The 24,066-nt window shown below is 34.8% G+C and carries 23 protein-coding genes and 1 pseudogene; 4 read left to right on the forward strand and 20 right to left on the reverse strand.

Annotation, left to right across the window (positions count from 1 at the left end):
- Positions 1 to 19: 19 nt before the first annotated feature.
- Positions 20 to 1,225, reverse strand: coding sequence for a hypothetical protein (locus tag I6N95_RS24980; RefSeq protein ID WP_209532611.1), 1,206 nt, complete (start codon positions 1,223 to 1,225; stop codon positions 20 to 22).
- Between the two features lie 446 nt (positions 1,226 to 1,671).
- On the opposite strand from I6N95_RS24980, the gene I6N95_RS24985 reads away from it, so the two are divergent.
- Positions 1,672 to 2,745, forward strand: coding sequence for a baeRF3 domain-containing protein (locus I6N95_RS24985; RefSeq protein ID WP_209532613.1), 1,074 nt, complete (start codon positions 1,672 to 1,674; stop codon positions 2,743 to 2,745).
- Between the two features lie 321 nt (positions 2,746 to 3,066).
- On the opposite strand, the gene I6N95_RS24990 is transcribed toward I6N95_RS24985, so the two are convergent.
- Positions 3,067 to 4,251 (reverse strand): IS110 family RNA-guided transposase, encoded by a 1,185-nt coding sequence (locus I6N95_RS24990; protein ID WP_209532615.1) that lies wholly within the window; start codon positions 4,249 to 4,251, stop codon positions 3,067 to 3,069.
- A 427-nt stretch (positions 4,252 to 4,678) separates the two neighbouring features.
- Between I6N95_RS24990 and I6N95_RS24995 the strand changes: the two genes are divergently transcribed.
- The gene (locus I6N95_RS24995; RefSeq protein ID WP_488225873.1) at positions 4,679 to 5,668 is read left to right on the forward strand and encodes an AI-2E family transporter; all 990 of its coding nucleotides are present in this window, start codon (positions 4,679 to 4,681) and stop codon (positions 5,666 to 5,668) included.
- Between the two features lie 603 nt (positions 5,669 to 6,271).
- On the opposite strand, the gene I6N95_RS25000 is transcribed toward I6N95_RS24995, so the two are convergent.
- From I6N95_RS25000 to I6N95_RS25010, 3 genes are all read right to left on the reverse strand, one after another.
- A complete protein-coding gene (locus tag I6N95_RS25000) occupies positions 6,272 to 6,553 on the reverse strand; it encodes a type II toxin-antitoxin system RelE family toxin (protein WP_209532616.1) in 282 nt (93 codons plus the stop codon).
- On the reverse strand, positions 6,534 to 6,767 hold the full coding sequence (gene relB / locus I6N95_RS25005; protein ID WP_209532618.1) for a type II toxin-antitoxin system RelB family antitoxin: 234 nt from the start codon (positions 6,765 to 6,767) through the stop codon (positions 6,534 to 6,536). The genes I6N95_RS25000 and relB overlap by 20 nt, the downstream gene beginning before the upstream one ends.
- A gap of 516 nt (positions 6,768 to 7,283) precedes the next feature.
- Positions 7,284 to 7,970, reverse strand: coding sequence for an ArsR/SmtB family transcription factor (locus tag I6N95_RS25010; RefSeq protein WP_209532620.1), 687 nt, complete (start codon positions 7,968 to 7,970; stop codon positions 7,284 to 7,286).
- Positions 7,971 to 8,069: 99 nt separating this feature from the next.
- Here I6N95_RS25010 and I6N95_RS25015 point away from each other — a divergent pair, with 99 nt between their 5' ends.
- Together I6N95_RS25015 and I6N95_RS27290 are read left to right on the forward strand one after the other, a co-directional pair.
- The gene (locus tag I6N95_RS25015; protein ID WP_209532622.1) at positions 8,070 to 8,594 is read left to right on the forward strand and encodes a flavin reductase family protein; all 525 of its coding nucleotides are present in this window, start codon (positions 8,070 to 8,072) and stop codon (positions 8,592 to 8,594) included.
- Positions 8,595 to 9,658: 1,064 nt separating this feature from the next.
- Positions 9,659 to 9,874: pseudogene (locus I6N95_RS27290) on the forward strand (IS30 family transposase); the annotation flags it as partial.
- 106 nt (positions 9,875 to 9,980) lie between these two features.
- Here I6N95_RS27290 and I6N95_RS25020 read toward each other — a convergent pair.
- The 15 genes from I6N95_RS25020 to I6N95_RS25090 form a co-directional block, all read right to left on the reverse strand.
- Positions 9,981 to 10,382 (reverse strand): GFA family protein, encoded by a 402-nt coding sequence (locus I6N95_RS25020; protein ID WP_209532624.1) that lies wholly within the window; start codon positions 10,380 to 10,382, stop codon positions 9,981 to 9,983.
- 34 nt (positions 10,383 to 10,416) lie between these two features.
- Positions 10,417 to 10,746 carry a YtxH domain-containing protein gene (locus I6N95_RS25025; RefSeq protein WP_209532626.1) on the reverse strand — a complete coding sequence of 110 codons (330 nt, stop codon included), beginning with the start codon at positions 10,744 to 10,746 and terminating at the stop codon, positions 10,417 to 10,419.
- 23 nt (positions 10,747 to 10,769) lie between these two features.
- Positions 10,770 to 11,213 (reverse strand): DUF948 domain-containing protein, encoded by a 444-nt coding sequence (locus tag I6N95_RS25030; protein ID WP_209532628.1) that lies wholly within the window; start codon positions 11,211 to 11,213, stop codon positions 10,770 to 10,772.
- A gap of 5 nt (positions 11,214 to 11,218) precedes the next feature.
- The gene (locus tag I6N95_RS25035; RefSeq protein ID WP_245249868.1) at positions 11,219 to 11,797 is read right to left on the reverse strand and encodes an HdeD family acid-resistance protein; all 579 of its coding nucleotides are present in this window, start codon (positions 11,795 to 11,797) and stop codon (positions 11,219 to 11,221) included.
- A 23-nt stretch (positions 11,798 to 11,820) separates the two neighbouring features.
- Complete coding sequence (locus tag I6N95_RS25040) at positions 11,821 to 12,669, reverse strand: YitT family protein (RefSeq protein WP_430727559.1); 849 nt, start codon at positions 12,667 to 12,669, stop codon at positions 11,821 to 11,823.
- Positions 12,670 to 12,700: 31 nt separating this feature from the next.
- Positions 12,701 to 13,813, reverse strand: coding sequence for a M20/M25/M40 family metallo-hydrolase (locus tag I6N95_RS25045; RefSeq protein WP_209532632.1), 1,113 nt, complete (start codon positions 13,811 to 13,813; stop codon positions 12,701 to 12,703).
- 83 nt (positions 13,814 to 13,896) lie between these two features.
- On the reverse strand, positions 13,897 to 15,102 hold the full coding sequence (locus tag I6N95_RS25050; RefSeq protein WP_209532634.1) for a hypothetical protein: 1,206 nt from the start codon (positions 15,100 to 15,102) through the stop codon (positions 13,897 to 13,899).
- Positions 15,103 to 16,215: 1,113 nt separating this feature from the next.
- Entirely contained in the window at positions 16,216 to 16,614 is a 399-nt protein-coding gene (locus I6N95_RS25055; protein WP_209532636.1) for a hypothetical protein, read from the reverse strand.
- Between the two features lie 91 nt (positions 16,615 to 16,705).
- Entirely contained in the window at positions 16,706 to 17,143 is a 438-nt protein-coding gene (locus I6N95_RS25060) for a hypothetical protein (RefSeq protein WP_209532638.1), read from the reverse strand.
- A 336-nt stretch (positions 17,144 to 17,479) separates the two neighbouring features.
- Complete coding sequence (locus tag I6N95_RS25065; RefSeq protein ID WP_209532640.1) at positions 17,480 to 18,031, reverse strand: recombinase family protein; 552 nt, start codon at positions 18,029 to 18,031, stop codon at positions 17,480 to 17,482.
- A 443-nt stretch (positions 18,032 to 18,474) separates the two neighbouring features.
- Positions 18,475 to 19,551, reverse strand: coding sequence for a WxLIP family cell surface protein (locus I6N95_RS25070; protein WP_209532641.1), 1,077 nt, complete (start codon positions 19,549 to 19,551; stop codon positions 18,475 to 18,477).
- Positions 19,552 to 19,635: 84 nt separating this feature from the next.
- Positions 19,636 to 20,379, reverse strand: a complete 744-nt coding sequence (locus tag I6N95_RS25075; RefSeq protein ID WP_209532643.1) for a WxL domain-containing protein — start codon at positions 20,377 to 20,379, stop codon at positions 19,636 to 19,638.
- A gap of 184 nt (positions 20,380 to 20,563) precedes the next feature.
- Entirely contained in the window at positions 20,564 to 21,307 is a 744-nt protein-coding gene (locus I6N95_RS25080) for a WxL domain-containing protein (RefSeq protein ID WP_209532646.1), read from the reverse strand.
- Between the two features lie 253 nt (positions 21,308 to 21,560).
- The gene (locus I6N95_RS25085) at positions 21,561 to 21,872 is read right to left on the reverse strand and encodes a hypothetical protein (RefSeq protein WP_209532647.1); all 312 of its coding nucleotides are present in this window, start codon (positions 21,870 to 21,872) and stop codon (positions 21,561 to 21,563) included.
- A 17-nt stretch (positions 21,873 to 21,889) separates the two neighbouring features.
- The coding region (locus I6N95_RS25090) for a BspA family leucine-rich repeat surface protein (protein WP_209532649.1) at positions 21,890 to 24,066 on the reverse strand (2,177 nt) is incomplete at its 5' end.

A 24,066-nucleotide genomic window follows, 5' to 3' on the forward strand; every position in this document is an offset into this window, starting at 1 on the left:
CCTTAACTGATTGGAACGATTATCCTACCATCAATCCAACGATAATTCCTCCTGTAATAACTGATGTAATGGTAACAGTAGAGAATCCCGCCGTGACCATTATCGGTAAAATATTTTGTTCAATGACTGCAATTTCTTCCGGTGATTCTCCCACTGCTTCCGCTGCTTCTTTCGTTAACACCATGGTACCTGGAAATCCGAAAAAGGTTGTCATACCTACAGCTAGAGACAATGGACCAGAGTATCCAACACTTTTTCCAATGAAATATGAACTCACAAAAATGGCTAATACCCCTGCAATCAAATAAAACGTAATTGGCCAAATCAATATCAGTAAATCGGAAGGCACAATATCAGCTAGTGGGCCAAACGCAATGACCATAATAGAGATCATGAGTAATCCAAACGTGTCCGTAGTTGAAAGGGCATTTGGCTTCAAAATCTTAAAATGTCTCAGTGCAATACCTAAAAGTAAAGCAATAACAAATGTATTCAGATTGCCTTGCGTTAATTCACTTAATTTCATTGCAACAAATACTGTCATTGCAAGTAAAAACAAGGTCGCGTAAGCTGTTTGTAGAAAATCAGGCAAAATGCTAACTCGATCCTCTTTTGTGTTCTCCTCTACTTCTTTTTCATAAAAACTTAAATTTCCTTTTCGGTACTCTGTTTGAACTCGTTTAGCTTCTTTCTTTAAAATATTAGCTGTTACTAAAAAACCAACCAAATTCTTCATGTTCAACACCAATAATGGAAATACCGCTAAAAGGTAACCACTTAATATCCCGGAATCCCCACCATCTGCAAGTATTCTTGAGGCAACATCCTGGACCATTAAAATTGATAGTGTCCCACCTGTAATTGATGCAGTACCTGCCACTGCGACGTTCGTATCAAATAGTTGCATACCCACTAACAATAGGACGATCGTCATAATTACAACTGTCACCACACCAATTAAAAAAGTCCGCCATTGGGCCTTTAGGTCAGCTATACTCATCATCGTTCCTAAATGGACAATAATAACACCGACAACTGCATTCCCAAGACCAAGTAATCCTGAATTTGCGATCAAATCATGTGGGAATAAGTCAGTCGCAAAACCGACTAAAAAAATAATAGATGCGACAAGCATCATTGATATTAAGGCATTCGTCTTTTTAGAAACTAATTCCCCTATCGTCCAAACAAGCATAACAATCCCAAATGCTACTACCGGTTGCATAACTTTCACTCTCCTTTTCTTAATATAAATCGGAATGAAAATAAAACGCTTTCTAACAAGAGGTATTACTCTTCCGTTATTTTCCCTTGTGAAATTTCTCAAATTGCCATTCCTTGATATTAAAATAACAGATTGCTAGTCAAAAGAAAAGTTTTTTACATATCACTCCTTTTTCGTCCACGAAAACTTCGTTAGAATCAACTTAAGAAACGCTTGTTATAGATAGCGTTTCCAATAGAACGCGCAATAACTATCAATCATGTCATTTTACCAATTCAATTAGAGAAATCCCTTATTTATCTAGTGTTATAGTAGGATCAATTGTAGCTAACTCAGGGAACGAATAATTCAAACAAAAAATTATGTTCAATTGTAATTGATAATACTTCCCTTTTAAGACGATTTCTGTTATTTTAAATGTGTGATACGAAAAGGAGAGATAGCTTATGAATTACCATGTTATCAGTTCACTCAGGTGTGATCCGTCCATTACCATTTTTCTGGGAATGCCCAATGATGAAAGCAACAATAAGAAATATGCTATTGTCTTAAAAAATCTACTAACTGATATTAGGAAAGAATTGAGAGAACTCTACAGAGAAAATGACTATCCGGCTCTTTTTGAAAACCTGGATGCTATAGAGAATGAGTTTTTGCCTTCTGTTAAGTCGGAGTCTAGCATCTTTTTTGTTTCAAGTACATTCAACGAACAGGTGGTCGTCCCTTTTATCGTTGAAAGTAGCTATCACATCAGTGATCGATTCACAACAAAGAAATTATTAAGGCAATCTAATGATTACCACCACTACTATGTGTTAACGCTAAATGACACTGAATCACGTTTACTTGAATATCAAAATGGAACCTTAATTGGAGAAATGAACGATGGATTATTCCCGGTGACAAATAGCGGGTATTGGACGAGAGACCGATTACTTAATTCTATGGGTTCCGTTAGAACTAATTATCAAAAAGAATTTTATAAATCCATTGATTCTCATTTACAAGCATTTCTGAATCAATCACCTCATCCGGTAATCTTAGCTGGTGTTGCTGAAAATGCAGCTATTTATCGATCAATAGCCAACAACAATGAATTAATCATTGGCGAACTGAATGGGAATTTCACGATTGATAAAGGAGAAAGCCTTTATGACATCGGAAAAATGAGTGCCCAACTTATTGACGATCATATCTTCAAACAGAAAGAGTTATTGATAGATACGTTGGATCAGTTCGCTAGCAAGGGGCGTCTGGAACAAGATATTATCGCGATTTATATGGCTGCCATCAAAGGACGGGGTCAGGAGTTAATTGTTGAAGCTAATTATTATGAAGAAGCTATTATCACCGATGGTCAAGTTCTAATTAATGAGGTGGACCGGCAGCACGAAGATTATGTGGAAGATATTGTTAATGAAATCATCTATCAGGTTATGAGGTATGGTGGAGAAGTTGTTTTTGCAGATAAAGAAGCCCTCAAGTCACATGGATCAATTGTTTTGAAAACAAGGTATTAATGATGACTTATAATCCATCATTTTGACAAACCTTTAGATCAAGTTAACTGAAAGTCACCAAAGCTTCTCTATTGTCACATTATTTACGAATAGTCAGGTCAAATAATCGTTTTGATCTGGCTATTTTTAGATTCTTATGCAAGGGTCATTAAATATGGTAATCGGTATTTTCTTTTTCCCCACTAAAGATTACCAATAAGAAAGACTAACTATATAATGTCAAGCAGAAAAACAACAAATAGTAAAAATATTCAATAACGTTGTTCAGAGAAAAAAGTGCAAACTAAATAGACCTCGCATCACTCATTTTTTTAAAAGAATTTACAGTCGGATTTCGTAAGGTTCGTTCTTTGTGAGTATCGCATGAATGAGGTAACACAGCTTCCTTGAAACAGCTCCAATGGCCGTTAAATGATGTTTCCCTTCTGCTCGTTTCTTGTTGTAAAAAGCTTTAAGAACAGGATCATGTTGGGAAGCAACGAGTGCTGCCGAGAATAATGCTTTACGCAAATATGGAGAGCCGCGTTTACTCATGACATTATGAGTAGCTTCAAATTGACCTGACTGGCTCACAGAAGCATCAATGCCGGCGTAAGCGACTAATTTTTTTGGATTGGAAAATTTATGAATATCTCCAATCTCACCTAAGATGGTCGCCCCATTGATGGGGCCAATTCCTGGAATGGTTTCAATGACTGAATGAAGACTCGTCATAATGTCTTTAATCTCTTGTTCGACCTCTGCGATCTGTTTTTCAAGAAATTTGAGTTGCTCAATCATTGAACGCAATTGAAACGTAAAGGCTTCTTGGGCAAAGGTAACACCAAAGGAGTGAGTCGCTGCTTCTTTTAATTGTTCTGCTTTCTTAATACCTAAACGATGTCGACTGGCATCCGCTAACAGATTGGCTAACGTCTCAGCTGAAACAGCTTGAAGCTCATCTGGGGTACTGAATTCAAGTAAGACTTCTTTAGATGCTTTACCGAAGATCCCTACTTTACTAAAAACAGTATCATATTCAGGAAAGATTTGGTCAAGTACCGCGATGATTTTTCGTTTAAAATCGCTAGCTGTCCCTACTAAGTAGGTTCGATAACGTGTCAGTTGCTTCAGTGAAAAGAGCTTTTCATCAGACAGTGATGTTTCAACAAATTGCCCAAAGCGAATTAAATCGGCAATGAGAACGGAATCAATGATGTCGTTCTTACGTTTGCGAATCTCCGTGCCTTTGCGCCAACCGTCGGTCTGAATCGGGTTGATGACGTGAATTAAAAAGTGATGTTCTGATAGGAAAGAAAACAGAGCTAACCAATAATGTCCTGTTGCTTCCATCCCAATGGTCACATCAGTGGCTGAGTCAGACAAAGCCTGTACTTGTTTTAGAAGCGAAGCCCCTCCTTCGATCGTGTTAGGAAATGAAAAACCTTTCAATTTGACCTGACCTTGACTGTCCATGATAGAAGCTACGTGGGTCCGTTTACCAATATCGATTCCAAGATAAAACATATCAGTCACCTTCTAGAAAAAATTTTGGATTGATTGCCACTCAACTGACAGCGTCACTACCTTGTTCTAGATCCGGAGTAAAGCACGAGGCTTTCAACATCTAACTCATTCGCAATCAGCTTACCAGAAGAGAGGGATCAGTCTTTCGATAACGAGTTCAACGACTCAAGGATGAAACGATCCAACCTCTCAATCCATTAGCTATATTATCTCAAATTACTTGAGTTAATATCAATTTATATAACATAGGTTCATAGAGGTTCCCTTTAATTTCGGAAGAATAAAACCTCTAAATATAATATACAAGGATCTATCAATGAGGTACTAAAAAAACTCTAGGCTGTTCTACCTATTAGTATTATGTAGTGGATTATTACTGGTATGGACGACTCTCAAAGATGTACAGTGGCTATCAGACCTTGTTACAATAACAGTTGATACGTTACTGATTCCCGTCATTATTTCTGTCTTCATTTACTATTTATTGAGACCAGTATATCTGTTTTTTTGTAAAAAATTGAAAAATGACACACTGAGTCTGATAGTGTCGATGCTTATTTTTCTAGCGATACTCTTATTTCTCATTAAAGAGTTTGTGCCTCTTCTACTTGTACAGGTTGATGCACTCCTAAACAATTTACCCGACTTATTAAATGAATTGGATAACTTAATCATCAGAAGCCAACTACTAGATAATCGTGATATTAATCATTACCTCTCACTGATTAATCGTTCGTTTGAAGATTTAGTCGATATTTTGTTCGTCGGTATCCGAAGTAGTACCACTTTTGTATTAGATTTTATTGCCGGGTCATTTTTGATTGTCAGTATCGTTCCCATTTTAGTTATCTACATGTTGAAACGCACCCATACCCAAAAACAAGTCCTTAAAGGCATTCCTAATCACTATCAAGGGCTTGCTAACGATTATTTTAGAGAGACAGAAAAAGCTCTGTCCGATTATATCGGAGGAAAGTCCGTCGTATGCTTTTATGTGTTTTTAGGTGCATGGCTAACATTCTCTATAGCCGGTTTAAAGGGTTCCCTTCTATTTGCCGTGATTGCAGGAATCATGGATATTATCCCTTATTTTGGCCCTTGGATTGGAGCCCTACCTGCCATACTATCTGCCCTAATTTCAAATGAGGCAGCTACTATGGTAATCATTATTGGCATCCTGATTGTTCAGTTAGGCGAATCATATGTGGTCTCGCCTTACGTGATGAGTAAAGAATTGAAACTGCCAGCTTCGTTAGTTATTATCATCATGTTAGTAACCGGCCAAGCCTTTGGTATAATCGGTATGATTATTGTTTTACCTATTATAGCCGTTTTTAAAGTCACCCTTGAATACCTAGTAAAACTGGTGGCACTCAAAAAGAGTCTCTCACCACCTGATAGGAGCACTCATATATGAGCATAAATCTTGTCATAACAACTTGTAACTAACCTCTAAACCTTGCAACAATATTTAAGGCATAGCCAAAACCCCTCTTAAATCTGTTATTATTAAAACAGATTTGAGAGGGTTCAATTAATTAATAGCTAATGTAGTTAGACAGAGAGTAACAAAATGAGAGTGAGAAACAGATTATGATGAAGAGGAAATGACGATTAAAATAATTTGTGCTATTACCAAAATACCAAAGTCTACTTTATATAGAGCTTTAGACAAAAGAAAAATATCACGCGAAACTGTTGAATTATGAGGACTATTGATTAACCTCATTAAGCCCATCCTAATAAAAGTGGGCTTAATGATAAATGGTGCTAAACATCAATTAAAAACTGTGTAATATATTAGTAAAAGTGACGCCAAATTTTGTATAAAAAAAGAGTGTCCAGTATATGGTGATTTTCTGGACACTCTCACTTATTTGAATTGTTACTACGAAGCTAACTCGATTACACAATTATCAAAATTTGAATCCTGGATAGGTGAGACATGAGAATTGTTCACCTCATGTCTGAAATTTTATATCTTGTGAAGTGATACTCAAAAAAACTAGAACACACGGTTCTAGTTTTTTTTGTAAATGTCTCTTCTATGACCAAAATTAATGATAAAAATTTCTAGTTCTCCGTCTTTAATATCAGCGATTATTCTGAAATTGCCGACTCTATAACGCCAGTAGCCTTTTTTATCGCCAGACAAAGCTTTACCTATTTCTCTCGGATTTTCACAATTCCTTAAATTTTTATCAATCCAGTTCAGTAGAAGAAAACTATTATTCTTATCCATTTTTTTTAACACTTTTAAACTTTTCCCTGAAAAACTAACTTTATAATAATTCTTTGTCATAACCTAATTCCTTTACGACCTCATCAAAACTGTAAGTTTGTTCCAATTTGTTGTTTTTTTCATACTCTCGAATAGACTCTAAATCCATAACCTCATCAATTTTTTCTAGGATTGACTCTCTTGCAATATCCGAAATATTAACCTTAGAAAATTCAGCATATTTTTGGATTATTGCTTTTTCTTCGTCAGATACTCTAACCGTAATAGTCGCCATATTTTCACAACCTCTCTTTATATTACATTGTAACATAATTTTAGTAGGGTGGAAAGTTACAACGTAACATTAATTATAATTTTTGACAGCTCGTGAACAACACTTATCACTCTACAGAATGGGTTTAAGTCGCGTTCACCTCTAAAAAAAGACGCCTCTCAAAAATAGAGAAACGCTAATAGTACGAGAGGATACGTCGATTCGACCGAACGCAACTCAACACAGTTGTGTTGCGTTGAGTAAATTTATAATTGATAATTTCTAATATTCAAAAAATTATACTGATAGTAAAATTATATTCTACATTTTGAAGTTGTTGAAATTTGAGAATAGTCATACTTTTTCTACTATTAAAAGATGGCTGGCAGAAGATACTTTATTACATGAACAGCAATTATCTAGTTGGAATGGCAATACTTTTTTTGATAAAAATTATTACCATTCCACTTGCTATTACATTACTTTTAAAGTTTTGTTCCATATTTTTTTATGAACGCCATATCCCTAATATACATTCTATTCTAAATCAAGTCCCCATCCATTATTAATTTCAAATAATCCTTGTTGTGTCAAAATAACAGCTCTACTTTTGGGAGATTTAATTATCCATTTCTTAGTGATAAAAAGATCATATATAGCGTGTCCCAAACTACCTGCAATATGATGTCTACGCTCACTCCAATCCAAACACATTCTACAAAACTGACGTTTCTGCTTTTTTAACATCAATAGATCTATCCCTTGTTTCTCAAAAAAATATGAGCCTTCAGTTGTTACATGCACTTCTTCACCAGAATAGTTCAGGTAGTTTTTTTCAAGTAAGTATTGTGTAATACACACTCCCAATTTTCCGGCTAAATGATCGTAACAAGTTCTAGCCATTATCATCTTTTCCATTTCTAAATGTTGACTTAAATAGCGTGCAGGTTTTGTTGGTGTTATAGCGCCTATAGATTCAAAAAACTGAGCAAAATCTTGATTTGTTAATTTGAAATAATGAAATCTCCCATGTTTTTCCATCGTTAAAAAATTTTCATCAAGCATTCTCTTTAGATGGTAACTAGCTGTATGCGGCTTAATCTGTGCGGATTTAGCAAGCTCATTTACTGTATGGAAACCACCATCCATTAGTAAATTTATCATTAATACCTTTGAATCATCAGCAATCATTTGAGCAAATTTCTTTATTTCTAGATTATTCATTTCGTATTACCTTTCATAATTAGAATTCCATATATCGATACCGATAGAGTTAATTACATTGTATACTTATTTTTAATAACAAAAAAGGAGAATGAGTAAATGACAAAAATTGAATTAGCAACATCAAAATTGTACTTTGGTTTCCCAATTTTTATTTTAGGTTATAAAGATGATAAGTGGGGATATAATTATACGACCTCTAGTTCATCTTATACTTTAGGTTCAGAACTAAATTTAGGTGTTTCCAAACATAGTAATGCTGTTAAGCAAATAAAGAAAAACGGCTGCTTTACTCTAAATATACCTACTGAAAAGCAAATGAAACAAATAAAAATTGGTGGATTCAATAGTGGAGCAGACAAATTTAATTTCCCAGACTCATTTCATTATAAAAAATCCGATTTAATAGATGCACCTATTATTACAGAATGTTGTCTCACCTTAGAGTGTGAAGTAACTCAAATAATAGATTCAGAAGCAGTTAGTCATATTTTTTCTACTATTAAAAGATGGCTAGTAGAAGATACTTTATTACATGAACAGCAATTATCTAGTTTTCAATTGAACCCTGTTTTTTATATGGGGGATAGTCACAAGCGAATTTTTAGATACTTAACAGAGTAACCTATTAAAAGTGGAATGGTAACACTTTTTTACAGATTTATTAAGAATCAAGAGTGTGTTTACCTGTTGTGCAATGAATGCCATCGACAACGAGCCTCCGGAGATATGTGGGATCGTCTTAACGTCAAAAGGCTAGAAACCAATTTGACGACTTCAAACGAATAACATATCTCCGCTCATTGTCAATGGTTCACTTCGTCAATCGCGTTGGTATATCCTGTTTTTTCACTCCTTAACTCCTTATGTTTTTTGTACTTGAAAGTGTTGCCCATCCAAAAGATTTCCTCATACTATATGTGCATATAATGAAATATCATTTTCTAACCATTAATTTTACTATATTAAATTTTAATGGTTAGAAAAAAAGTATATTGTCGATTGTTTGTAAAAAATAGAAACTCGATTGATCTGTCATACTATAAAACATGTTGGAACTTCAAACGCTCCCATCTGAGTATTGCTAATGAATAGCTCCACCTGTGCTAAGATTAGCCCCACCCTCTTTTTTGAGGTATTTTGAAGTTATTAAAATAATAAATAACAAGATAGTCTCTAGCTCTCGTTTTCACTTGACAATGAGCCTCCGGAAATATAAAGATAATCAGCGGAGCAAGCTATGAAAAGCTTGCTGATAGCTTAAGGCTATTATATTTCCGCTCATTATCAAGTGAAAACTAATGCACATTAAATAACTGGAGCTCAGCTTAGCACTCAGTGGCGCTATTTATAGCATTAGGTGGAGCTATTGGATAGCAATACTCACATCCTCTAAATACATTTACAAATCATTCTAACTGCCTTTGCGTTTTGCAAAAAGCGGGTACACAATATTCCAACTACAATTACATAGTTTGTTAAACAAGAAATATTAGTCATAGATTTAACGACGACTTCTTGGTATAGTGTCTTTGGAAATATTCTCAGGTCTACAGTCTAAGAATAATGGCCCAACTCCTCATAGCCGATACCATACCTCAAGTCAGACATCACAGACATCACATTCATCATTATTTTATTTATGTCCAGTGCTTTGCAAAGTTATCGCTTTTATTCTGATATGAACAACATATTCGCAACGTAGATTAATTGAGCCCTATAATGGGCTATTATGTAAAGACGGGCTACCTAAAGCAATGGATTTCAATCAAGTTAACTAAACTTTTGTTTCGGTTATCGCCTCTAAAAGAAATCGCATACTAAGGGAATATTTAAATTATCAAACACTATTAAAAGTATTTTTAAGTTATGTAAATGAGAGAGAACTACCTAGCTCAATTTGACAAATAAAATGTGTCAAAAAAGATAGTAATATTTTTAATTTTTTAGAATTATATTTCAATAGGGGAAAATAACACTAAAAAGATACCACATTGTGGTATCAATCATTTATATAAATTCACTTTCTAGACGTTTTGTTGTTTTATTGGAATAAGAATAGTAACAGGGCTTATTGTCATAAAAAATTTCTTCAGAAAAAACAACCTCAGATTCTGGTAACTTTTCAATAATAGCCGGTGGAACAAAATATTCATTTGTTTTCTTGAATTTGAAAAATAGACTAGTTCCACATAAATTACAAAATCCTCGTTCCCCTTCTGCCGAAGAAGTCAGAATCACTAAGTTGTCTATTGAATTAAATATAACAGAAGATCCACATTCGATACTTGCAAAACCAGTAGAACTGTTCAATTTTCTGCACATTTGACAATGACAAATTGTTAATTCAAAACTTTTTAGAGTCACTTCAAAACAAACTGCCTTACAAAAGCAAGTACACCTATATTTCATTCCGATGTCTCCTCTTAAAATGTATTCATAGGCATCAAACAGATAAATCTGGTATCTCATTATTGAGATCATTGCCTGTCTTTTTAAACTGATCAGATGGATCGTCTGTTTGACAACTTATCGAAGACAAAGCTTCTTCAGCACTTTTGACAGCTTCATCTTTAACCAAGTCCGCATACTCATAACCTTTCTCTTGAACATACTCACCATAATCAAAAATTCTATTTTTTAGATCATCTGTCTGTTCAGCCAAATACTCACGCAATTTTTCACCGGATTTTGGAGTCATTAAAAGAGCCGCCATCGCTGCAGCCGTACCGCCAATAATCACACCCAAAAAGAAACCATCTGTTTTTTTTCCCATAATTAAATTCTCCTCAATGTTTTCTATTTTTTCAAGAACCTAAATGCTAACTTTCCTAACTTCGCACCAACGGATTCCTTCGTTGCATTACTACTACTGACTCCAACTTTATTCGCAACACGACGGCTATATGCATTTAAATCAGACACACTTTTCCCTAAATCTGCAACTGCTGTAAATAGCGGGTCAATCGTTACTACTTTTTTAGTTATATCTGCCAACAATTCATTACTTTTCACTAATAAATCTTCGATTTGAATTGTTAAAACATTGACATCTTTAGTTATCGCTTGAATGGTTACATTCGTTTCATCTAGAATTCCTGATGTCTTATCAATCACCTGATTGGTCTTTTCGATTGTTTTGGTTACTTTCGGAATAATGATCACACTACTGACAACAGTTACCACAACCAAAATGACAAAGGCAACTGCTGCAATAATTGCTGCTACTTCTACACCGGTCATACACACTACCCTTTCTTTGACTTACTTGAATCACTAAAAAATGTCTCCTCTTTAGGTAACAGGAAAATTAAGAGAAGTTGACTAACCCCCATAAATATCAGTTGAAACGCGACCGTCCAATAGAAAATAGCAACCGCCAAACGAGGGTCAAGTAGTGACTGAATACCAAACCATACAATCAACACGTTAACTATAATGATTAACCACTTCAGGCCACTCTCAGCTTTAAAAACCATCATCATGTTTAAAACCGCTGTTAAGATCATTCCCCACACAACTGTATAGACAATGAGTACTGCACCACTGGCAGGGTTCCTTAAAAAGAATACTAAACCAAATCCACCAATTAGAAGACCTTCAATCATCCTTAATATCTTTTGTCCCCAACCACTGACAAAAAACAACCCATCGATCACGACAATTGCCCCACTAACCACAAGACCAATTCCTGCAATCAGTAAAAATAGAGCTCCTTTTTGTACAGGATTTATCATAAACAGCACACCAATCAGCATAAAGACACTACCGCGCAAAAACGCTTTTACTTTTTCATTTTTCAGCATATTATCTCCCTCACTTTTCATTTTCATTTACCTTCTGGTAACCACTACCCCAAAGGTTGATACGTAAACCCTAACCCATGAACTTCCGCTACGTTATAGGCGATTACGAAGGAATTGTTGTCAATACTATCAACAAGCTTTAATACGGTAGGGTATTCCTGATTACTTAAAATAATCATTAACATGTTCTTTTCACGCCCAGTATACCCTCCTGATACTGAGAATACCGTAATTCCTCGGCTAACTGTTTCAAGAAGTTTTTCCTTGATTTCCTCAATACTGTTTTCACTCATAATCATCACTGCTTTTCGTCTCTTAAGTCCTGTTTCAATGTAACTCATAACAATAGACGTAATCGCAATTGACACAATCGCATATAAAAATTCTTCAAAACCAAAAATAATAATATTAAACACAACAATAATCGCGTCTGTCGTTAACAACCCTATAGACGTACTAAGTCCTGTATATTTTTTTAAAATCAATGGAGGAATAGTTGTGCCACCACTTGAGGCTCCCATTTTGTACAGCATGGCTACTCCAACAGCAAAAACAGCACTTCCGACAATTACAGATAATAACCGATCTTCCGCCACCATTACCTCGGGGATAATCGCTAATGAGATAGGTAATAAAATACTCCCAATTACTGTATTAATAAATATTAGTCTTCCTAGAAAGAAAAAGGTTAGAATCAACATCACGCCATTCAAAAGTAAGACCGTCACCGCTCTGTCAATTCCTAACGCTTGTTCAACTAATATACCGATGCCACTAACTCCCCCTGCAGCGATATGATGGGGTGCCAAAAACACGTTAACACTGATACCCAATAAACCAATTGCCAAAGCTACCATTGGCAGCTTTTTTACAGCTTCTTTCATTGATTCCACCTCTTTTCTAAACTAAGCCGGTGAGACTTACCTATTTGATAACTGTTGAAACCAAATGCAAGACCATATTAGTTGCCGTTTCTAATTCTTTTGTAGGAATGTACTCGTTAACTGTATGGATTTTTTCATATCCGATGGACAGATTTGCTGTCTCTTTTCCCTTTGCGTTAAACACATTTGCGTCACTTCCACCGCCACTCACGTCATACGTTACTAAGCGATCCACAGCCATTATTGCTTGTGTTGCTAACCGAACCGTTCGATGATCGTCAGTTAAACGATAACCAACTGATTTTACATCCGTCACACTCCGTGCTTCTCCACCTAAGACGTTAGCTGATTCAGAGAATTGATCTATCATATGAGAGACTTGAGATTCACATTCACTATGAGAAATAGCACGAGCTTCAGCTGTCACTTTTACTTCATCTGCCACAATATTCGTTGCTGTACCACCATGTATAGACCCAATGTTAGCAGTCGTTTCAGAATTAATTCGACCTAAGCGCATCTTGGAAATGGCTTTCGCTGCAATTGTTATTGCGGATACCCCCTTCTCAGGTTCCAAACCAGCATGAGCTGTTTTCCCCTTGATAGTTGTTTCTATTCCTACAAGCGTTGGACTTGCAACTGTGATACTCCCGACAGGCCCCCCATTATCTAAAACAAACCCAATATCTGACTCTAACTGACTAACATCAAAGGCGTTAGCCCCGACTAGACCAATCTCTTCGCCTGGTGATAGAACAAATTCCAAGACACCATGTGGTAACTTTTGTTCCTTTAACCGCTCAATAACTTCAATCATAATCGCAATTCCGGCCTTATCATCTGCCCCTAATATTGTCGTCCCATCTGAAAAGATAGCATCCTCTTTGATAATTGGGGAGATTCCCACACCTGGTGTCACTGTATCAACGTGACAAGAAAAGAAAATTGGCTCAGCTTCTACGATGCCTGGTAAACGACATAATAAATTATTTGCCCCAAGACCTGTTTTTTCCATACTTTGATCTTCAATCGTCTCTAATCCTAGTTGGGCAAAACGTTCTTTTAAAAACTGTTGAAATCTTCCTTCGTTTTTTGATTCAGAGTCAATCTTTACTAACTCTATAAAAGTATTAATTAATCGTTCTTGGCTCATTCGATCTCACTCCTCGTTTAATAAATTAGTTGACCCACAGCTTTCCATAAGCATTAAGCCATGAACATCATACTGGAAAATATTTACCCAATCATAAACCCTACGATAATGCCTCCAGTAATAACTGAGGTAATAGTGACAGTTGAAAAACCAGCTGTTACCATAATCGGTAAAATATTTTGTTCAATCACTGCAATTTCTTCCGGTGATTCTCCTACTGCCTCTGCGGCTTCTTTTGTCAGCACCATGGTACCAGGAAAACCAAAAAAGGTCGTCATTCCTACAGCTAAAGATAAAGGACCAGAATACCCAACACTTTTTCCGATAAAATAAGAACTTATAAAGATGGCCAACACACCTGCTACTAAGTAAAAACATATAGGCCAAATAAGAGCCACTAAGTCTGAAGGAACAATATCTGCCAAAGGACCAAACGCAATGACCATGATGGAAACCATCAATAAACCAAAAGTATCTGTGGTTGAAAGAGCATTCGGCTTCAATATCTTAAAGTGTCTTAAAATAATGCCTAATAACAAGGCAATCACGAAGGTATTTACATTCCCTTGCGTCCAATCACTAATTATCATCGCGACATAAACTGTCATTGCTAGTAAAAAGAGAGTGCCATAAGCAGTCTGTAAAAAGTCAGGTAGGATACTGATACGATCTTCTTTTGTATTTTCTTCAACTTCTTTTTCATAAAATTCTAAATTGCCTTTACGATATTCTGTTTGAACCCGTCGAGCTTCTTTCTTTAAGATATTAGCAGTCACCAAAAAACCTACTAAATTTTTCATATTTAACACTAACAGCGGGAAGACTGCTAATAAATACCCGCTCAACATTCCTGCGTCTCCACCTTCAGCTAATATCCTTGAAGCCTCTTCCTGGACCATCAAAATGGATAAAGTACCTCCTGTAATTGAGGCTGTCCCGGCTACTGCAACATTAGTATCAAATAGTTGCATGCCCACGAGTAATAAGATAACCGTCATCACTACGACAGTCACAACTCCGATTAGAAACGTTCTCCATTGAGCTTTCAAATCCTCAATGCTCATCATTGTTCCAAGGTGAACAATGATGATACCAATTACCGCATTCCCCAAGTTCAACAACCCTGAATTTAAAATTAAATCATGAGGAAGTATGTCTGTCGCAAACCCTACTAAAAAGATAATTGAGGCGACTAACATCATGGATATAAGCGCCTTTGTTTTCTTTGATACTAACTCTCCAATTGTCCAAACAAGCATAACAATTCCAAATGCAACCACTGGTGGCATACCATCCACTCTCCTTTTCAGTTATTCAATTTTTCCTTAATTCACCACTTCGAAAAAAATCATACTCTATTTTGTTAGAAAGTCTACTAGAACAAAAAAACCGAATTACTTTTCATCATTACATTAGTAATATAAATTTCGATGACAACAAGTGCTACATAATCTTAATTTTTCATAACAATTGGTCTAACTTTTCCAAAAATTATTAGTTCATTTTCATATCCGTTCCCATTAAATAAATTCTTCATCAAACATTACCTATGCACTAACATTCTTACTAAGTAAATATTAATTTTTTCCTTCCGAGTGAATAACAAACATTTGTTATATTATCTCCCAATCCCCCTTTTTGTAAAATAAGTATACAATGTATCCGTTTTCCAGTCGATTTATGTGCTTAATAAATATCATTTTTATCCAATTCCCCTTGAACCTAAACACGGTGTTAAGTAAGAGAAAATAATAGCACCCGTACTACAAAAAACATGGAAATGATTGCTCTTTCTCCAAAAAAGGAGAGACAGAAAAGAATCTCTTAGACTCTTCAGTATCCATCAAACTCAAATACGTTGATGGAGGTGCTGCATCATTTTACTAAACCACGAGAACTCTCTTTGTTTCTATAATAATTACCAACAGAACTCTCAAATTGATTCTCATAATTAGATCTTATCTTAAACCATTTTTGAAAACCTTATAAGCTTATTTTTGTCTTTCAATGAAAAAGAACTGCAATCTATATTCAGTTTATCGTTTTTGTTTGCCCTATTAATTATTGTTAACACAAATTTACTTTCTATTATTAAGAAAGGAATATCTTTATATCCTAAAATAAATTCATCATAAAAAAAATCATAATTTTGATAAGAATAATTATTCCCGCGATAAACTAATTGTTTATCTTTTGATAACTCAATATTATTACTCCTATTTTTTACTAATCGACAAACAATAGACAAGATATAGATTGAAGTTGGAATTGAAAAAAATGTCACTATATCATTTTTAATCCACAAAATATTCACGAAAAGTAAGATAAGTGAAAGACAAGGAAATACTAGCAACTGAAAAAAATGCTGGTTATCTCTTCTAAGATATGTAATATTCAATATTCTATATCCCCACTACTGTCTTATAATCTTTTTTGGATAGAGATAAAATGTAAGAGACTTCTTTGTCTCTGTTTGAAAAAGAAAACTTATTGCCTGTTACCCTAATAATTAGATCTTCATAGGTAGAAGAAAAAGTTCCTACTTTTAAGCCAGCTTCATACAATGTAATACATGGCTCTTGTTTGATGTTAATTATTTTAAATATCCCATGAATAATGGCTAATATTCCTAAAAATAAAATAAGATATCTTGCATTAATCCCTGAATAAGCATAGTTCTCTAAAATCTCCCTAGTTACTGGTACAAATAGCAACAAGATACCAAAACACCCCACCACCAATTGAATTACATAGTTGGTTGCTGTCGGCTGAATCACTTTAGTTTCTTTTCCTAAATTCATGTATAATCACTTCTTTCAAAGATTTATTAAGGTTCTGTTGTTATATTATAGTAAGCTCTTTTATCGTCTATTGTATAAAAAATGCTACTATTTAAAAATCCAACTCTCCTCTAAAATAGGTAGATAATCTAGTTGAGTTCGTAGTATTTGTAAATCCCTCAAGAATTTTATTTGATTTCATGGGACTATCAATTTGAAAAGTGGGATTTTGTTTGATACATGTTTGGAATCCGATTACTGTATTCTCATTGGGATAGGTACCTAAATCAATTGCTGATTGTAATACATCACATAGAGACAGCGCTTGTTGTATTTTATTATTCGTAGCTTCTTGAGTTCTCTTAGTTTGATTAGGTAAATTCAACGCTCGAAATGATTGACCGAGATTAGCTACTTGAGCCAATAAAAGTTGATTTACTTCTAAAAGTGTTGCATATCTATTTCTCAATTCTCTTTCCTCAAATAACTGATCATCCATTTTGGAAAGCCTGTCTCTATCAACTTGGGGTAATCCCACTTCATTTTCCATAATGTACTCCTCTTATTGTTGCACTTTTTAAATTTGTATTGCATTATTTCAGAACTTTAATCAATCAGTAAACTGTCAGCTGAAGGGAAATCTTTAACCACGATAAATACGCAACTCTAGATTTCCTTTTTCATAATGTCAATCATAGTTTGTGTCATAATCGTTCTCCTAACTTCAAATTCTACAAAATTTAGATTTCAAGTTACTGATTTCTTATTTTCTTCAAATAGGTACATTTTTTCTTTTTGAGTTTACATGTCCTGTAATAATAGTATAATTAAAACACATTGAATTTTTTACACTTTGATGGTGTTGCGATATGAAATGAATTCTTTACTAATCTGAAAATGTATTTGTAAGTAATTTGAATGTTTCATCACTCATAGTGGCATATTTATGAACTGTTCCTAACGAGACATCACACAAAAACGCAACTTCCCTTAAACCTCTCAATTCTTGTTGAGCTAAATACCGAATTTTCAAAATAGTTTGTTTTCCTAAACTTGGACGACCAGATCGTTTCCCATTTTTTCTTGCATTTTCTAGCCCTAACTTAGTTCTCCTTCTCATTACATTCTTATCTCTGGAGCTCATCTTTACTATGATATTCATGTAATCTTCATTTGAATCTGTCTCCTTTTCAAGAAATGTAAGCATATTTATTTGCTCGCAAAACTCTTCTAATATTGCTCCTAATTGAAGTATCATGAGTCCTGTATTTTCTACATTTCGAACTACAAGCTCATACATGGAATAATCAATTAAAAACTGTTCAAATTCCTCTCGGTATTCTTTGTAATTTTTCCCCCGGATCACAATATCACAATTGCCATGTGTCTTTAGATGTTCTACTTCATCTAAGCCCCCTACTGTATACCCAATTTTCATTTTTTCACCTCATTATTTTAATAAAAAATATCGCATACTACATGGTACATTTATCAAATTTCAATAATGATTCAATAATTTTCAAGATGTATTCAAGTTCTCTTAGTTCACTATATGCAAATTGAGGTATCTTTACTTTCTTAGTAAATTTATTGTAATGCATATTCCTCAGTAATACCTCATGTCTACTAGTCTCGATCACTCGTTTCAGTTGACCACCATATTTAAAAGTTATTGCTTCATCTGGATATTTACTCTTATACTCATTCCATGTCCATTCCAACATTTTTAAATTGTTTTTCATTTTTTTGTATGAATCATAAGACAATGAAATCATGTTTATAACCTCGTTTTCATTTCTACTAATTAAATATTTGTTATTTATATCAACTATAATATATCTTTCAAATCAAGATATAGTTATCCATAGAATTATTTTCTGTCTATTTTTTTTTCCTTTTTTTCTTTTTTGAAGAGTTTTTCAATTTATTGCTTTCAGGTTGATTCTTTTTTGATAATCTTCTCCCTTGAATAACTACTATTACTATTAAAATTGCTAGTATAGTGCCACCAATGATAATATAGTAGATTAAATTGTTAGGTTTCTCCAGTTCTACTGCTGTCTCATTAAAGCGCTTTGCTTCATCAGACGTTATTTTAAACTTTTCAACCCATTTATATTCTTTACCATCAGCAACTGCAGTCATTTCTAGTCGATAAGACCCCGATTGGAATCGCTTATTTCCTAAAGGAATAGAATAATCAAAATTTGAATTGGGAGCCATTCTTAAATTTTCTGTTTGTGCTTGATATAGAACCTCTGATCCTTTTTCTGGATATATTTTTCCATCAAGTTTTAACTCACGAATCATAGCTGCTTCTGTATTTTGAATATTAGCTAAAATCACATTTCTAAAGTTCTTTTGTTCAGCTCTTACCTCAGATAGAACTAGATTTGAAGCAATTTCCTCACCCGTATTTGATAGTAGTACACCTATAGTATAAGAATACGTATTAGCGATTTGCTTTTTTTGTTCTTCAGTGGAATCATTTTTCAAACTAAAATATATTCCTCCAAGAATGTGTCCATCAAATTTTTCATCAGGCATCTTCAAAGATATTTTAATGTTTCTAGATTCATTACCAGCCAGTTTAATTTCATTTTCTTCGAGTCTACCAATTTCAGAAAAAGAATGTATAAGAGTACTATCAGGTTTACGCTCGCTTGCACTGTATTGAGTTATTCCATTATTATTGGTAAATGCGGTATTGGTTTCTGCTAACACTGTAATTTCATCTTCAGAATGGTTACTCACTTTTACCTCGAGCACAGACTCTTGATTAGGTTGAAGAACCAAATTAAAGTATGATAAGGTTTTATCCGCTTGTTCAGTAGGAATTAGTGGTTCCACAGAGAAACTTTTATTTCCTTCTTCTTTCCCATCTGCAAAAGCAAAAATTGGACTAAAACCTGCCAAAATAATAATAGTTGTTAAGATAGTAGTTATAATTCTTTTCATAAATTTAATATCCTCTCTAGTTTATAATGTAGTGCACCAGACAAATGTCACATGATTCGCCTGGTGCATACGGATCATAATATTTTATAGAGGCGTACTAGCAAGATTCCAATTTAATTGTGTCTTGTACTGAACACCTTTTACTTTTTTTGTTTCTCCTGGAACGTCTAATCTGATAGATTCAGTAGCGACTGCGTTTGAGTCTCCAAAACCGATTGACCAAGTTGACATTCCTTTTCCTTCATCAGCAATGGCAACATCTTTTGTATCACCATCTATTGTCATTTCAATATCTGTGTTAATCGTTGTAGGTTGGAATGGTGATGCTGTATTAGCATTTTGAGCGTTTTTTAATGTGATTTTTGCTGAATCCAATACATGCGTTCCATCTGCATCAACAGCCGTTAACTGCTCAGATTGAGACACTGTCAAACGCCATCCTGCATTACTACCACGATCATCTTGTACCGATACAAAGTTTGGCACTTCTCTAAAATCGGTAGTTCCAGCATTGGCTACACTATCTAAGGCTGCAAATGAATGTTTAGCAGATCCTGATTGTTCGATTTGACCAAAGTCAAAATCAGAAACATAATTAATGCGTAACGCTCCCGGATTTGGATTAACTGGGTTTTCTGGATCTACTGGAACTTCTGGATCAAGTGGATCAATAATTTCACCTGGCCCTTGATTCTCAATAAATTCTACTACCGCATCAGAGTCTGCATTAGTAGCATTATTATAAGTAGCTGCTGAAACTTGAACAGCTTGACCTCCCAATACGATTGAAAATAGTGCTGCACCCAATAATTTATTAGTTAATTTCATGATAAAACTCCTTCTTTATTATTATTTTATATTAGTTGCTAAAAGCAATTTAATATCATTTAGTAAATTAAAATCTCAAAACTTTTTAATATTTTTTTTAGAAATTGAATATGGTTCAATAATCAATCATAGTGCATCAGGCAATCGTAACCTGACAGGCCTGATGCATGCAGTTCAGATTATTCTAGAGAGGCGTACTAGCAAGATTCCAATTTAATTGTGTCTTGTACTGAACACCTTTTACTTTTTTTGTTTCTCCTGGAACGTCTAATCTGATAGATTCAGTAGCGACTGCGTTTGAGTCTCCAAAACCGATTGACCAAGTTGACATTCCTTTTCCTTCATCAGCAATGGCAACATCTTTTGTATCACCATCTATTGTCATTTCAATATCTGTGCTAATCGTTGTAGGTTGGAATGGTGAAGCTGTATTAGCATTTTGAGCGTTTTTTAATGTAATTTTTGCTGAATCCAATACATGCGTTCCATCTGCATCAACAGCAGTTAGCTGCTCAGATTGAGACACTGTCAAGCGCCACCCTGCATTACTACCTCGATCATCTTGTACCGATACAAAGTTTGGCACTTCTCTAAAATCGGTAGTTCCAGCATTGGCTACACTGTCTAAGGCTGCAAATGAATGTTTAGCAGATCCTGATTGTTCGATTTGACCAAAGTCAAAATCAGAAACATAATTAATGCGTAACGCTCCCGGATTTGGATTAACTGGGTTTTCTGGATCTACTGGAACTTCTGGATCAAGTGGATCAATAATTTCACCTGGCCCTTGATTTTCAATAAATTCTACTACCGCATCAGAGTCTGCATTAGTAGCATTATTATAAGTAGCTGCTGAAACTTGAACAGCTTGACCTCCCAATACGATTGAAAATAGTGCTGCACCTAATAGTTTATTTGTTAACTTCATCATAAAACTCCTTCTTCTTTGTATTTTTATATTAATTGTTGAAAACAATTTAATATCTTCTTTTGTACTTAGTACTCTCAAATTTTGAATACGACGCCTTTATTATTCACTATCTTTCTTCTTGATTAAAAAGATATTCACTTGAACAAGTTGTTTTCTAATTACAAGTGTAAATAGCGCTGCTCCAAACAATCTATTTGCTAATTTCATCGCAATCCCCCTAAGCTTAAAGAAATATAATTTCTTCTTTTAACTAGTTTCTATTTCTTACTTTTTTAGTAATTGCTCTCCTCAAAATAAGAAATGTAGCGAAAACGCCTATTAAAGTTATAAAGTTTACAGATGATAATCCAAGCTTAGGAAGTAGTCGTTTAACATAATCATCTGGAGCCTCTTTTGGATCATCCGGTTTTATATTCGGCTCTTCTTTAGGACCATCGACAAACATCACACCGACATCCGATATTGCATTTTCAGCATTAGGATATGTAGCAGCATTCACTGATTGAGTAGGTAAACTAATTCCTATTATCCAAAAAGAAATAAATGAAATGATTAACTTCATATGTGTAACCTCCTTTTCTAAATTGGAGCTGAAATTAGATTCCAGTCAATTGATGTTTTATAAACCGTATCTTTTGCTGCCTGTCCAGGAATTACGTCAACGAGTATGCCTCGATCGGCTTCCCATACAATTGGTGTAGTTACTGCACCCTTCTCGCCTAAAACGGAATGATTGTAGACTGGAACTGCATCTAGTCCTAGCGGTGTCACTTGATCACTTGAAGATTTAAAAATCAATGAATCAACTAATTTCTTATTACCATTAGAAAGAGGGCTTGATGTTGTTGCCGTGACATACCAATCATTTCTAACGTCACTTTCTTTATTTAGTCCCTCAACTATTGTTCGTGTATCTGAAACAGTCATCGTCCAATCGTCTACTTCACGTTTGATCCTCTTATTGAACGCGGAGATTTCAGTGGTTTCAAATCGGAGCTCGTCTGGTACCTCTTTGAAAGATAATACTCCCCCCGTTATTACTAAAGGTGCTTGTGTCGTTACGCTGTACTCATTGCTCCATTCATCTTTAAACATTACATCAAACTCTAACCCTACAGGGTTATTGATTTGCTCAATCGCTTTGGCTGAATAAACTATTTTAATATTTTCATCATAATTTATGTCTCCAACACTGTACTCAATTGTGTTATTAATGATAGACGTAGCTGGTATCGCTTCAACTCTACCATCTGGATAATGCATTTGAATTGAACTTTCATCTATCTCTACATTATCAGTAGGTGGCAATGGAATTTTAATTTGTGCATCCATTGCTGTAATCTCTTCAGTTCGATTTGATATAGAGTATGTAACTTCAAATACATCACCTATTCGAATATCATTTTCGTTTACTGAAATTTCAACATTCAGTGAGGGAGGTTGAAGTCTTTCCCAAACAAAAGTTCCTTCATGTTCTGCTTCAAAGTCATCTATTAATGAATCGCTAGACGCATAGGTGATATCTTTATTGTTACTTGAAATACCAATCCATCTTCCAGTATATTCTTTGGTAGATGTGTTTATCAATGGAAGATACGCTCTGTCATTGTCACCTGGAAATTCACTAAATTTAGTTCCAAGGGTTAGATGTGATAGTTTATGTGTATTAGCGAACATCGCGTTTACTCGGCTTCTACTTACTGACTCAAAACTAAAACCTGAAATATCCAAACTTTCCAGATTGGTTGCCTGATTAAACATGTAACTCATGAATTCAACTTTCTCAGTATTAAAGGTACTTAAATCTAAATTTGTTGCCCGCGTTCCTGAAAACATACTCTCCATCTCAGTAACATTTTCAGTATTCCAGTTTGAAAAGTCATAATGTGTTGCCCCATTACCATTAAACGTACCAAACATACTAACCACGTTTTTTGTATCCCAGTTGGAAACATCCAGTACGGTTGCACCATTGGAAGCAAAAGCCAAGAAGAGTGTAAAGAAGTTACTTGTATCCCAATTAGAAACATCTAGAACTTTTAATGCAGGGGTTCCGTAAAAAGCACGATAAAGCCCCCCCATTCTACTCGTATTCCAATTTGAAACGTCCAATTCATTTAATTTTTCCGCACTTGCAAAAGTATCATACAACGTGCCAAAGTTTTCAGTATTCCATCTTGAGACATCTAACTTGAGAAGACTCACCATACCTTGGAAGGTTGAAGTCAAACTTCGAACTTTTGAGACATCCCAATTTGAGACATCCAATTCAGTTAAGGTTTCACAATAAGAAAACATACGTTCCAAACTAGTTACATTTTGTAAATCAAATCTTGAGACATCCAACAAGGAGACTTTTTTCAAATTTTCAAACATCGCAACTACATTTGTCACACTCGAAGTATTGAAGTTTGACACATCAATATTTTCCAAAGCACTTGCGTTCCTAAACATGCTAGCCATAGTCGTGACCAAACTAGTGTCAAAATTGGTAATTTCTAACGACGTTACTTTTGTTAACCCTTCAAACATCGAACTCATATTTGTTACATTCGAAGTGTTAAAGTTCGACACATCAAGATTCGCCAAACTATTTGCGCCCTTAAACATACTAGCCATAGTCGTGACCGAACTAGTGTCAAAATTGGTAATTTCTAACGACGTTACTTTTGTTAACCCTTCAAACATCGAACTCATATTTGTTACATTCGAAGTGTTAAAGTTCGACACATCAAGATTCGCCAAACTATTTGGCG

This window comes from Vagococcus allomyrinae, assembly GCF_017829975.1.
Classification (GTDB): Bacteria; Bacillota; Bacilli; order Lactobacillales; family Vagococcaceae; genus Vagococcus_D; species Vagococcus_D allomyrinae.